7 protein-coding genes and 1 pseudogene are annotated in these 13,401 nt (G+C 60.7%); all 8 read right to left on the minus strand.

The annotated features are described in order from the left end of the window. Entirely contained in the window at positions 1-660 is a 660-nt protein-coding gene (locus LRR79_RS04120) for a tetratricopeptide repeat protein (RefSeq protein WP_231759145.1), read from the minus strand. Further along, positions 647-3,562 carry a tetratricopeptide repeat protein gene (locus LRR79_RS04125; protein WP_231759146.1) on the minus strand — a complete coding sequence of 972 codons (2,916 nt, stop codon included), beginning with the start codon at positions 3,560-3,562 and terminating at the stop codon, positions 647-649. Before LRR79_RS04125 ends, LRR79_RS04120 begins: the two co-directional genes overlap by 14 nt. Further along, positions 3,559-5,715 carry a tetratricopeptide repeat protein gene (locus LRR79_RS04130; RefSeq protein ID WP_231759147.1) on the minus strand — a complete coding sequence of 719 codons (2,157 nt, stop codon included), beginning with the start codon at positions 5,713-5,715 and terminating at the stop codon, positions 3,559-3,561. Before LRR79_RS04130 ends, LRR79_RS04125 begins: the two co-directional genes overlap by 4 nt. A 19-nt stretch (positions 5,716-5,734) precedes the next feature. Beyond that, positions 5,735-6,299, minus strand: a pseudogene (locus LRR79_RS04135) (AraC family transcriptional regulator). A gap of 157 nt (positions 6,300-6,456) precedes the next feature. Beyond that, a complete protein-coding gene (locus LRR79_RS04140; protein WP_231759149.1) occupies positions 6,457-7,485 on the minus strand; it encodes an FAD:protein FMN transferase in 1,029 nt (342 codons plus the stop codon). Between the two features lie 36 nt (positions 7,486-7,521). Then, a complete protein-coding gene (locus tag LRR79_RS04145; protein ID WP_231759150.1) occupies positions 7,522-9,093 on the minus strand; it encodes a general secretion pathway protein GspF in 1,572 nt (523 codons plus the stop codon). Between the two features lie 340 nt (positions 9,094-9,433). After that, complete coding sequence (locus LRR79_RS04150; protein WP_231759972.1) at positions 9,434-11,941, minus strand: LamG domain-containing protein; 2,508 nt, start codon at positions 11,939-11,941, stop codon at positions 9,434-9,436. Between the two features lie 82 nt (positions 11,942-12,023). Then, positions 12,024-13,244 carry a hypothetical protein gene (locus tag LRR79_RS04155; protein ID WP_231759151.1) on the minus strand — a complete coding sequence of 407 codons (1,221 nt, stop codon included), beginning with the start codon at positions 13,242-13,244 and terminating at the stop codon, positions 12,024-12,026. Between the last annotated feature and the right edge of the window lie 157 nt (positions 13,245-13,401).

A 13,401-nucleotide genomic window follows, 5' to 3' on the forward strand; every position in this document is an offset into this window, starting at 1 on the left:
TTACAGTCTCCGCTCAAGATCCATGATCCAGCCCGCCAGCACCCGGTCGGGTTCCGGCTCCAGTGCCCGGGCCTCACGATAATGATGCAAGGCCTGTTCCGGCTGGTGCAGATACAGGTCGAATAAAATACCCAGGTTGCGATGGCCCACGGCAAAATCCGGCCACTGTTTCAGGGCGCTTTCATAGGCTTGCTGCGCTTCATCAAAGCGCCCCTGGTCGCGCAGTAATACGCCGAGGGAATTCCACGCAAAAACATTTTTCGGGTTTGCGGCTACCGCCTGCTGCAGACTCTTTTCTGCCTGCTCCGGCTGGTCGAGTTTCAACTGCACCTTTGCCAGATTCAGCCAGGCACCGGACAGCACCGGCCATTGGGCTACCACCTGCTGCAGCTCGGTTTCCGCAGCATCAAACTGCTGCTGCTCGAAATAGGCGCGGGCGTTCGCCATGGCCTGCTGCGCCGCTGCGGGCACGCTGGCCGTATCCGCCAGGTAGGGATTGGGGGTGGCGACGCGCTGAACTATCTCGCCTTCGGCGAGCGGCTCTGCATCCGCGGGCGGCGTGTCCGGGTCCGTGGGGTTACCGGCACAGGCGCTGAGCAGCAGGGCGGCGGTCGCCAGTAACGCAAAGCGGTTGAAAGGTTGCCGGTTAATAGGCCGCATCGCTCCACTCCACTGTAGATTCTGGTTTGCGGTAACGGGCGGGCAGCAGGTGCTCCAGTGAGGAAAAACTGCTTTTTATCCACTCGTCGTAGACGCCGTCGACGGTACGTTTCACATTGGCCTCATGCAGCTCGATGGCCTTTTCCTCGAAGGGGTAAGCCTGCTCTTCCAGTAGAATCTCGTACTGCTCCAGCTCCAGAGGACTGAGGCCGTTGGGGCGCTGGGAGTCCATCAGATCGCGGCTCAGTTGGCGGTAGATCTCCGCCAGCCGGAAATTAGCCGCAGTGGTGAATTCGGCTATGCCGAAGTCGAGCACTTTCCGGTACTCCGTCACGGTGGTTTCCATTGCCTGTTTCTTGTTGCGCAGACTCTGCTTGAGCGGCAGGGTCAGAGCCAGGCGCTCGAAGCGGGCGAAACTCTGGTCGGCCAGATCGTTCTGGGCAAAGGCCGCAAGGTACCGGCCGCGGGGCTCCGATACCTTGTTGTCGGCAAGGCTTTTCAGCCACTGATTGCGCGCGCGCTGGTCGCCGGCTTCTTTATACAGGGCGACCAGCTGATACTGGGCCTCCAGGTTTTGCAGAGCAGGCTCACGCCAGTCCCGCGCATACTGGCGATAGGCATCGATTGCGCGGGCGCGGTTGCCCGACTGCTCGAACTGTTCCGCAGCGAGGTACAGAGAGTCCCGTCGCACATTGGGGTCGGGATCGTTCTGGGCCAGTGCCATCAGCTCGCTGGCTGCGGCCTCCGGCATATCCATACCCTGATAAATCACTACCGCTTTTGCGGTGAGGGTTGGCGTCAGCTCGTGCTGTGGGTAGTGAGTCCGGAAATCCTGTAGCTCCGCCTGCGCCTGCGGCCAGCGCTGCAGGCGGATCAGCTGGTTGATGGCATCGTACTGGGCGGTGGCGGCGATGGATGAGCGCCCGCTTTCGCGCACCCGCAGCAAGAGTGCAATGGCTTCCTCTGTGGGGGCCACGAATTCCATGCTGTCGGTGGTCAGATGCACCTGTTTGAGGATCACCTCAGCCTGCTTGTAGATGGAAGACTGCAGGCGGTCGCGGGTGTTCAGGTACTCCGGATCGTTGGATGCCATACCAGCGAGCAGCTGTTCATAGGCCAGCTCGGCGGCGGGGTAGTTTTCCGTTTCAAACTGGCTGTGGCCCAACAGCAGCAGAATGCTGCGGCGCTGCTCCGGGTTGGGTGGTGGCTGCCAGGCCGCGGCTTTGACGGCGGCCTCGATGGTTTCCTGGTGGCGATACTGGGCAAACAGGTTGTGTGCGGCATCCAGCTGCACGGCTAGTGCGCGCGGGTCCTGCGGCCAGCTGTCGGCGAATCTGAGGCTCGTCTCCGTCTTCAGGTCCAGCCACAGATTGGCCTGTTCCTCGTTGTTCTGTACCTGTTTCTCGGCATCGTGTACGCGCCCGGCCATCAGAATGGCGGCATAGCCTGCCTCCGTAGCCTGATCTGGCTGTGGTTGCGGTGCCGCTTCGCCCTCGCTGGCGAAGCCCCAGGCCACTCTGCGATATGCGTTGAACGCCTGTGCATACTGAGCGGATTCGTTGAGGCTTTCCGCCATCAGGAAGGTCAGCTCCGGCGTTTTGGTGTCACCGGGGAAGGTATCGATAAACTCGCCGTACAGTGCGGCGGCGGCGATAAACGCTTCGCGGGACTGCCGTTGTGCCTGCGCAGCCACCTTGCCCCGGTTGCGCGGGTCTGAAGCTTCCTTGGCCAGAGCCTGGGCGCGGGCATGATCGAAGCGCGCCAGCTCCTCCAGCCACGGTTTCAATTGAACTTTCAGCAGGTGGCGCTGCTGGTCGTCGGCTTTTTCCCAGTAGGCGCTGCGGCTGCCATAGCGGGTGACGAAGGTGCGCTTGGCCGGAATCACTTCGCTTGGGAAGTTGCCCGCCTGCAGAATTTCCACCGCGCGCGCGTGCATACCCGGCGCTTTGAAACTTTGCGGGTACTGCTCGGTAAAGGCGAGGAAGGTTTCCGCTCCGTCGCGGTAGCGCTCGCTCTCTGCGTACCAGTCGCCCAGTGCGCGATACAGCAGGTGGTGATAGGTGCGCGGGCGCTCATCCACAACAAACGACTCGATGACCTCGGCGCCGCCCAGGTAATTGAAGCCCAGTGCCAACACCCGCAAGGTGTCATCGGCCAGGCGGCGTTCGCCTTTTTCCAGCTCTCCGAGGAAGCGCTGTTGCCCGTTGGTCTCGCCGAGCAGGTCGTCCATCAGTGAGAGGAAGGTTTCACTGGCGGCTTTGTAGCGGGCGTCCTTGAACTGGCTCCAGCCAAGCATATAGCGGGCATTGCGTGCAAAGGGCGTATCGCCCTGCGCCAGAACCTCGCTGAAGTCCCGCTCGGCCGCGCGATACTGCTTGCGGCTGAACGCCGCTTCACCGCGGCGGAACAGGGCTTCGGCGATAAATGGGGAATCCGGGTTCCGTTGTACGATGGCCTCCAGTGCCTCGAGTGCACCGGGGTTGTTACCGTCCAGCGAACGGGCGCGGGCCAGTCGATAGGCCAGGTAATCGTCGTCTGCGGAGGTCTGCAACAGCGCTTCGTAGTGGCGTACTGCTTCTGCATAGGCCACCGCCATTTCCGGGTGGTCGGCCTGCATTTGCTCCAGTCGTTCCATTTCCAGATCCGCCAGGCGCAGCTGTATCTGGCGGCGGGTCTGTGGGTTCTGTTGCGCAGCCAGGGCGCGCTCGTAGCTGTCGATCAGTGCCGGCAGCTCAAGCCTGGGCATCTCCACCAGTGGCTCTGGGGGCAGCGCAGCGGGGGGGAGATCCGCCAGGGTCTTGCTGTTGTCCACATATCCGGCACAGCCGCCCAGTGCGATGCTGGCGCTTACCGCGAGAGTCAGCAGGCGTCTGCGGGGTGGGCGTGAAAAAGAAACACTCACGATTCCGGCTCTCCCTGCTCGGCGGTTTGCGCTGGTGGGGCAAGATCTTGCGACGGGTCGCTGGGGGATTCCTCCGCGAGCGCATCGGTGGGCGCTCCCTCGGGTTCGCCCTGGTCAAGGTCGGCCACCGGATCAGTCGCCTGAGCGGCTTCTGGATCTCCAGTGACATCAAGGGTTGTTTCTTGTGCTGGCGCCTCGGGGGGATCGTAGTGGCCCTGCATGGCCGCATCCTGGATACGCGCGATGGCCAGGCGGGTGTGGGCCATATACTGTTCGACTCGTACGCGGGCCTCGCTCAGCGCGCTCTGCAGGTCGCTGCGGATCTGATGTTCGATCACCGCGCTGGCGCGGTCGATGGCGCTGCGCTGCTGGTTAATGCGCAGGCCGGCATCTTCGACACTGCCCGCCAGCAGATTGAGTTGCGGTGCTTCTGCGGAAATGCGAGCTACCTTGCGCTGATTGCGCGCTGCGTCGATCAGCTGTTCCTCCAGCGTATCCAGCGCCTTGCGCTTCCGCCACAGATTCTGGTGGTACTCTTCGGCGGCATACCATTGCAGGATACCGCGGGCGCGGGCCAGGGTTTGCTGCTGGTAGTTACTGGTCTTGCCCGCGGCACTCAGCTTTTGGTAGCGGGTTTCCGCTTCCCGTAGCATTTCCAGGTATTCCGCATTGGCGTTGTCGGAATCGGCAAACATGGCGAGCCCATCTTTATCCGCTTCCACCCGCGCCAGTGAAGCCTGCAGTTGTTCCAGTTGCTGTTCGGCAATCTGCACCTGTTGATCGTACTGGGCGCTGTCGTGCTCACGCACAATGGCAACACGACGCTGCTCCCGTTCTTCGATCAGAGTGTGGAATTCCGGTAGCCGCTGTTGCCATCGATCCAGTACCCGCCGCAACTGTTGCAGGTCGCGCAGTTCCGACAACTGCAATTGCAGGCGGTCGCTTTGCATCATCTGTAACAGATAATGCTGATTCATACGGATCAGTGCCGGCGTTTCGGCGTCTTCGAGCCAGCCGTAGCGCTGCAGATCGATGTGCTCATCGCCATCGATTTCCACAAACTGCAGTTGCCCGGCGGCGCCGGCCAGTCGGTTGAGGTCGTCGAGGGCCCGTTGATATTGCTGCTCAGCGCTCTGGTAACTGCGCAGTGCCAGTTTGGGCCGGTCCAGTGCTTCGTAGGTATATGGCAGTGCCAGCAGCGCTTCCTGCACCTGGGGCAGTAGCGGGTTCTCGCGGATCAGGTAGCCCAGGGCATCCACGGCCTGGGTGTGTGCCGCGCCGTTGACCGAAGCCCAGCCGAGGCCGAGCAGGGCATCCGGAGACCAGGGGGTATCGAGCCTGACGCGACGAAATTCTTCTGCAGCGGTGGTGTAATCGCCCTGCAGGGTCAGTGCGTAACCGGCGCCAATGCGCGCCTTGTCGCGCAGGACGTAGAGCTCTTCCCGCAGATCGCCTGCCAGATCTTTGTCGAGAGTGACCTTGTCCACCAGCTCTGCCGCACGCCGGTATTCCTCTGCGGCAGCCGGGAAGTATTCATCGCGGGCAAAGGCCGCGGCCAGGTTATTGTGGCCGAGTACCCGTTCCGCCACGGGCAGATCGGCCAGGCGCAACAGCTGCGCCGCCTGGCTCAGATCGCCATTGCGAATGGCCAGGTTCAGGGTAAGGGTGGTCTGGTGGATTGCCCCGGATTTTTCCAGCTGCAGGGCGGCGGTGTCCCAATTCTGGTGGCGGTAGTTCAGTTCCGCTAGTTTCAGCCAGGCGATTTCTCGAAAGCGCTCGATACGCTGCTGATTTTCAGGGGCCGGGGCTTTCTGCAGCTGCTGTTCGAACAGATCTGCCGCCTGGCGCTCCAGGCCGAAGGCGAGGCTGATGCCGCCGCGAATCAGTTCGGCATTGTCCGCATGGTACGAAATGCCACCGCGCAGGTCGGAGACCATCAGGGTACTCAGTGCATCGAAAGTATTGCCCTGAAAGTAGTGGTACAGGGCGGCGCCGTAACGCATATCCTGTGCCTGCTGGAACTTCTCCGTGGATTTTTCCCGGGAGATCTCGGAAACCGGTGCTTCCTCACCCTGCGACGCTTCTGCCGCGCAGGGCAGAATGCCGGCGATCAGGCCGGTCAGTGCAAGTGTCAGAGCAGTTTTCGTGAACACAACAGACCCCATGGGAAACTCAGGGAGCCGGCCACTGGACGACAGTAAATTCCGGCTGCTGTTTGCCGCCGGCATCGGAAATACGCAGTTCAATTACTGCGGGCTCATCGGTCTTGTCCAGTTCCAGCGTGGCGGCGCGTTTGAACTCGCGCTGCTCGGGGCCAATGCCGTTGAAGAATGCGGTAATTGTATGCTCGCCGGATTTCAGGTTGCCTTTGAACAGGGGCTGGATGCCGCCGCGAAACAGGGCGTCTTTCTGGTGCTCGGTGTACAGGTGGGTTTCCACCAGTTTGTTGTCGATATGCAACTTTACCGAGTCGAGGTCGAAAAAGTGACCCACATCCATGGAAACGTAGACAGCGATCTGGCTCTGGGCGGGGAACAGCAGGTCTTCTTCCAGCACCAGCAGATCGCGGTTCAGTTTGAGCACTTCTTTTTTTCAGGGATTCGAGATCGTCCGCGGGGAAGTCAGCGGACTGCGCCCCCGCCGGCGCGGTAACCGTCAGTGAAAAAGCAGCGGTCAGCGCGTAAAAATAGGCTTTGAGGCTGTTGCGGTCAGTAAAAGCGGAGCACAGGGAAAACATGCTGAAACCTGAAATATAGTGTGATCGGTTGTCGTTTAATTATTCGCGCAAATGGACGGGTGATTATGCCCGGGCATCACATTTTAATTGTGATGCGTTTCACATTTGCGCCTCGGCGCGCAGGGTATTTCACAGCGGTGACAGAATTGGGCAGCCGCTAAGGCTGCGGGCCTGCCAGGCCCCGGGAAAAAAACATCTGGCGGTCAGCATCGATGACGATCGCCTCATATCCATCCATCTGGTCGATCAATGCGAGTCCCTTGCTCTTACCCAGTACGAAGACACTAGTGGATAACGGGTCGGTATCAAACCCGGCGGGGCCAATCACGCTGACACTGATCAGCGTTTCTTCCACGGAGTCGCGGTCTGCCGCTTCGCCATCTTTGCTATCGGTATCTGCAGGCTTACCGGTGGCCGGGTCGAAGATATGGTGCACCCGGTGATCGTCGTCATCGATAAAAAAACGCTCATAATCTCCGGAGGTGGAGATCGCGGTATTCTCCAGTGGAATTACCGCGGCATTTTTGCTTTTGTCCCTGGGGTGGCGGATGCCGACCAGCCAGGGTTTACCCCGTTTGTCACCCAGTAGACGCGCGTCGCCGCCGGCGCTGACATTGGCGTTGGTGACACCGTATTGTTTCAGAATATCCACCGCGCGGTCTACCGCGTAACCCTTGGCGATACCACCGAGATCAATTTTGGTGCGACTGTCACCATAGCGCAGTGTGCCTTTGCTCCGGTCCAACTGCAGGTGGTGATAGCCGATGGCATCGCGCAGGTTCTCGGTGGTGTCACTGTCCACCTGCTTGCCGTCGCGAAAGTTGTACAGACTGCCCAGGGTGGCAAAAGTGATATCGAAGGCCCCGTGGGTCTGCCTGCTGTAAAACAGGGATTTATCCACGATCCGTGCCAGCTCGTCGGAGATCTGAACCGGCCCCTGCCCTGCTTCCCGGTTTACCCGCGATAGTTCACTGTCTTCTTTGTAGGGTGACAGAGCCGCGTCCAGGCGGCGGAATTCATCCATGACCGCGCGGTTGATCTGCCGGGCTTTTTGCTCGTCCTGGTACCAGAATTGCAGATGGACCTCAGTGCCCATGATTGCCTGCTTGTCATAGTGCCACTCGGCGTGCGCAGTGGCGGCCGCGAGCAGTGTGCAGGCAATCAGAAAAAGGCGCTTTGGGTACATCGTTGTGTCTGTCGTGTGCTTAGGTTTAAGGCAAAATTACCGAATCGGAGCAAACGCGGTGAGGCTGTCCATCAGGCTGGCATTGCCGAGGCCGTGATTGGGGAACAGGCTGGCAAAACCGCCCTGTTCACCGTGCAGGGCCATGTAATTGAGCACCACGGTCTGCACCAGCTGGTTGACGTTATTGGCGGCCGGGCTGCCTGCGGTTTCCACATCGCCGGAGGGGCGCATATAGCCGAGTTGCTGGTGCCGTGCCTGTTCGTCGGCACTGCCGCCGAGCAATTGTGGGCGGCCCGCGGGATTGTAAACCAGGAAGTAGGATGCCGCGGTCTGCTGGTTATCGCCGGTCCACACGCCTTTGCCGCGGCCTTCCACGGAATCGTCGATCATGCCGTTACTGAATACAGAGCCATCGCTGAAGACATACACCATCAGCGGCTGTCCGACCCGCGCCGCATATTCCAGGCAGGCACCGATACAGCGGCCGGCGCGCAGGTCGCGGATTTCGCCGGTCGCGCGGTCGCCGGTGTGATAGTCGTAGCCGCCCATGGTGATGGTGCCTGCGCCGGCGTAGCCGTTGACCACCAGTTTCATGGTGGAGGCGGCCTTCTGGAATTCGCGATCGCCGAAGAATTCGTCGGACGAGAAAATACCGCCGGGCCCGACAATATCCGGATCCAGGGCGGGGTCGAGTGCACTGGGGTCGCCGAAGCGGTCGGCGAGATCGGCACTCTTCATGTAACCGCATTTCACCAGATCTTTGATGGCCGCATCATTACTGACCCGGGTATCTACCTTGCCCAGTTTGGCATTGGAGATACGGTACATGGATTCCATGACTGCGACGGTATCTTCCTGGCTGAGCAGGCCCACCAGGTCGCCGACGTCGACCAGCCCGGTTACATCGGAAGGGCGGTCGATTTTGGTCGGGCGCACTTCCGGGTCGATCAGGTCCATGGGCGCCATGGAGTTGCCGCCGGATTCGCTGGTCTGGGAGCCGATCAGGGCGAGCAGAGAGCCATTGGCGCCGGCGCGGTTGATGCCGTACATGGGGTTGTGGGGATTGTTGCCGGTATCGTTTTCCGAGCGCGCTGGTATCACGGCGCCGTTGATGGCGCTGGAGGTGCCGGGAGCGACCTTTTCCAGGATGCCGCGCAGCATCTGGCTGTCGCTGTGGAACGCGAGACCCAGGTCGGTATTGTACAGCGGGTTGCCCAGTCCATCGGTCAGCGACGGCACCATGTCCCCGGGGAGTCCCTGTTTGCTGTAGCCGGCGGTGCTCAGAAAGTCGAGCTGTCCGCCCTGCTTGCCTACGAGCACGTTGGAGCCGGCAATGTTGGCGCCGCCCGCAAGGTCGAAACAGATAAAGGGGATTTTACCCGCGCCGTTTGCGCTGACACCGCAGGTTGCGCGCATGGCTTCGAGGTCTGAAGACAGTGCCGCCTGGGCCGAACGCGGATTGGCAAACAGGCTGAAGACCGAACCGCCCAGCACCGTGGCCATACCGGCGCGAAAGCCCTGGCCGAGAAAATCCCGTCGGCTCACCGGCCGGTGGTGGTCCGGGTGGCGCAGTGGTTGGTCCAGTTCAAAATGTTTTTTCTTGCTCATGGCTCTTCCGGGGTCCTCGTACTATCGAGGTATTCCGCTTTATCAAACTTGAGTGGCGGTACCGCTGCCGGTGGCCGCTCGCGAGACACGCCGTGAACCCATCCCTGGGGGCTCTTCTAAAACATCCCTGTTTTAGAAGGTCTCGCGAGCGGCCACCGGCAGCAGCCCTTCGCGTCATATTCCTGCACTTCGTAAGAAGTAATAAATTCACCGATTTCGCAATAGGGGCGAGGGGTGCTACCCCGGCAAACGATTGCCGCTAGGTTGTTTACCGGGGTAGTACCCCTCGCCCCGCCCCGCTTACGAAGTTCCCAAAAACTACGAAGCGAGAAACCAAAAATCAGTGAATCAAAATCATCGCACTACCCATAGCTGCCGCACAGGTAGCCTTTACAGTGGTAGTGGTACGATCCGCGCCGCAGCTTCCACTGCAGTTTGTCATTGTGTCGATCAGGCTGTTCAGCTCCGCGCGAACCGCGCTCTCATCCGGAGCGCTGGCAAGCTGTGCGGTGTGCCCGCCCATGGCCGCCGGCCAGGTGATTGGACGGCCCAGCAGGTTTTCCAGCAGCGGATCGATGATCTGGGCGCGCTTGGCGTCATCGTCGAACGCGCTGTTTGCCCCGGCAGAGAAATCGAAGCCCGGGAAGTAGCTGGCGCGAGCGGTGGTGTCATCCACCAGTGTGCTGCAGTACTTCACGGCCAACTGGGTAATGCCCATCTGCTGGGCGGCGAGGAAGCCGCGGATGTCGGATTCTACCGGCAGCTGCTGTTTCACTTTTTCCCAGGTATCCATCACCGCAGGGTGGGCGCTGGAGATGCCAGTGGCCGCGGACAGGGCCGCGTGGATCTGTTCGAAGCGGCGGATACCGATGCGCGGCTGCGGCGTCAGATCGGCGGGCACAGCCGGGGCCGCGGGGGTGGCTTCCACACGAACGAATTCTTCGTTGCCGAGGCGTTCGAAGGTCAGGAAAAATTCGTCGGAAGTCGGACCTTTTTCCAGCGTGATGATCGTGCCGAGCGGCGACAGTTTCTGGCCGCTCGCCGGGTCGTACTCCGCTGCGGTCACGGTGGTGTCGAGGTTGGCCCAGGCCTGGCCCACCACCGCTTCGCGGCCGTTGATGCCAATGCGCATCCCTTCAATTTCGATACCGTCCGGTGTGACACCGTCTTCCAGGGTAATGAACTTGGGTTCGCTGAACAGGTAGCCGTGGTTGTCGTACTGCTGTACTTCGAACATCACGTAACCCTGAGGCACACCGGTTTCCTCTTCCACCTTGAACAGCAGCAGATATTTTTGACCCACGCCGGCTTCGTAGTTGGTGAGAATGTCGTCCTGGTTCAGGGCGCGGGAATGGATCGCCAGTAAGCGGATCGAGCCCTGCCATTGGTGTTCGTTGGAGACTTCGCTGCCCAGCGCCAGGGCGAAGGTGTCATCCCAGGTAGACAGCAGGCCCGGCTCCGCAGGGTCCGCGTCACCGGTGAACTCGCCATTGACATACAGGCGGCGGCCATTGATCGGGTCAAAGGTCGCGACCACATGCTGCAGGGTGGCCTGTACCCGTTCCGCCATGTCATCGGTGATCAGCGCCGGCATGCCATTGGCATCGGTGCTGGCATCGTTGCGGTTCTGGAAGGTGTAGTTGTACATCGCCTGGCCGAGGGTGAAGTTGCGGATGTCGTTACCGCCGGAGTAGCTGACGATCCGCGCCGGGCCTTCCTGCACCACATTGGCGGGCGCGACCCAGGCTTCGATGGTGTACTCACCGGTGCCGCTCAGGGTGTCGAACAGGCGCTTGCTGGTCGCGGTGGCCGCCTGGGCCTTGCCGCCGGCCAGTTGAATACCCCAGGAGCCCAGCCACTCCACATCGCCGGACAGTGTCAGGTCGATGGCGGGGTTGATTCCGGAGGTGTCGTAGGCGGTAGTGCCGCTGCCAGATTTGAATTCATATAGGGCAATCGCATTGTTTTCGATGCGCCCGCCACCGCTGCTCACCACACCGTCGGTGAGATACAGCGCTTTACTGATCACCCAGTTGGGATCCACTTCGGTGAGAGAGATGCCGTCGGCGAAATTCTGAATGGCGGCGGTCATGGTGTCGGCATTTTCCGAACAGTCGCCCCAGCAGTTGTGGAAGTCGCTGCCGAGACGTACCACGAAGCGGGAGTTTTCCGGATTATCCAGGTCCATCCGCGCTTTCGATGCCTCGTAGGCCTGGTCGATATCGCTGCTGGCAAAGTACGGTTGCTGCGCGGTTTCCGCGTCCTCGCTGTGACAGCTCGCGCAGTACTGTTCCAGTAACGGGTACACCGTGGTGGCGAAGTTACCACTGGAAGCGGGGAAACTTTTGCTCGCGCCCACTTCGCGCTCGGGAGGCGGGGTCAGGGTAATGGTGCTGGCTTCGGAGCCGGCCGCAGATGCCCAGTCTTCGATGTAATTGGTAATGATTTCCGCACAGGCGTCGGCACTGGCAAGCCAGCAGTTGTGGCCACTGGCCACTTTGCTGACGAGGCGGGACTCTTCCGGTGCGCTCAGATTTACCAGCTCGCGACCCTCGCCGTGCGCCAGATTGATATCGTCACCGCGCACAAACCGAGGGCTCTGATTACCCTCCACGTGACAGCTACCACAGCGGTTTTCTGCCGCCAGGTTGTCCCAGATGTAGCGCTTGTAATTCTGTACGTCTTCACTCTCCGGCGCCGGGCCGGAATAGCTGGTATCACCGGAATCCGGATTTGTATTTGGCTGCTCTTCGGTGGCCTGACCGCTGCCGCCGGAACAGGCGACGAGCACAGCGGAGCTGAACACGGTCGCCAGCAGCGTGGCGCGGCGCACCCGTGGCGGTGTCATCACCTGGCAAAGATTCAGTACTGCCTGCACGGGATTTTTAGTTACTAACGATTGCTTGAGTGCGGTCTGCTGTTTCATGGTTTCATTCTCCCGCACAGTAAGCAGCGGTTTCAGCGTATACCTGCTTCAGCCGGTAACCATTGCTGGTAAAACTGTCGGTGATACTGTCGATACGATTGCGATCGCTACTGTCTTCCGGTGCGCGCAGGCACACCTGTTTGAAAACTTTGGTGACCTGGCACTGGGCGAATGCCTCACTGTTGGCCAGTTCTTCGCCCATGGACTTGGCGCCATTGCCGGAACCGGGTAGCACTTCGCTCCAGCCAAGGTGCATGTTGGGCCCTTCACGCCAGTAGTTGTCCCATTTGTCGTCGGGAATGACGAAGCCGTAAGGAAAGGTCGCGCTGTTGATGTGGTTTTTGGCCTGCACGCGGCTGCCGGTTGCCGGGTCGATATCACCGGCGCCGTTGTAGTCCAGACGGCCGTTTTCGCCGGTGGGGTCATTGTCCACATCGTATTCGAAGTTGTAGTAGGCGAACGCCTGGGCCATGGGATCCATGCCGCTGTGACAACCAACGCAGTTGTTCTGGAATACGCGGCTGTCGCCGCCGGGGCTGCGGCTTACATCCTGGCGGATACGATCCGGTGGCCGCGAAGTATCGTGTACCTGCTCCAGATCGCGGCACAGATGGTTCATCAGGGTGAAGCGGAACATGGCGCGGTTGGTGCCGGCATAGAAAAAAGCCTTGGCGCCGCCGCGGGTGGTCATCACACCGGCGGTGGCTTCACTGGGAAGGCCGGTAACCGAGGACTGGGTTCTGCGCTCCAGCGCGGTCTGCAGCGGGTAGCCTGCCGCTTCCAGTGCCTCGTAGTGGTCGTTGTTGGCGTTGTTGTAGGCCGGCAGGCCCAGACCGGAAGCGCCGGTGTACAGGATGTCGCCGGAGAGTATCTGACGGAAATCCACATCGTCGCGCACCATGCCAATGACCGTCGCAGTGTAATCGTTCAGCGGAGCAAAGTTGTCGCCGTCACGATTGGTCCAGGGCGTCACCAGGTTTTTCAGGGTGACATCGTAGAACGCGTCATTCTCCATCGCCCGTTCAGCCGCAGCGCCGGCATCGCCACTGGCGATGTCCTGGGCCATGGCGGTGAGCACTTCAATGCTGGGTTTTACCCCGGTCAGCCGACTGTGCATTTGCGCCGCCTGTTCCTCCGGGCCGGCGAAGGCAGACAGTGGAAGTGCGGCACTGAGACAGGCGGTCGTCGCGAGCAGTGCGCGCGCGACGGGCGAAATTATTTTCATGGTTGGATTTGTTCGCGTCTGGTTTTCGTGCCCGGGCCTTACCAGCGGACAGTGGAAGTTTTCCGTCTGGATGGGTACCGGGGACTGTATACGTTGTAACCGGAACAGATAGTAAAGAATGCGGAGGGATACGCCAGCGGCAAAAATTTAAAGCGTG

The organism is Microbulbifer elongatus, from assembly GCF_021165935.1.
In the GTDB taxonomy this organism is placed as follows: Bacteria; Pseudomonadota; Gammaproteobacteria; order Pseudomonadales; family Cellvibrionaceae; genus Microbulbifer; species Microbulbifer elongatus.

Coding starts and splice junctions, on each gene's coding strand:
- LRR79_RS04120 (WP_231759145.1), bottom strand. CDS start 660: ATGCGGCCTATTAACCGGCAACCTTTCAACCGCTTTGCGTTACTGGCG.
- LRR79_RS04140 (WP_231759149.1), bottom strand. CDS start 7,485: ATGTACCCAAAGCGCCTTTTTCTGATTGCCTGCACACTGCTCGCGGCC.
- LRR79_RS04145 (WP_231759150.1), bottom strand. CDS start 9,093: ATGAGCAAGAAAAAACATTTTGAACTGGACCAACCACTGCGCCACCCG.
- LRR79_RS04150 (WP_231759972.1), bottom strand. CDS start 11,941: ATGACACCGCCACGGGTGCGCCGCGCCACGCTGCTGGCGACCGTGTTC.
- LRR79_RS04155 (WP_231759151.1), bottom strand. CDS start 13,244: ATGAAAATAATTTCGCCCGTCGCGCGCGCACTGCTCGCGACGACCGCC.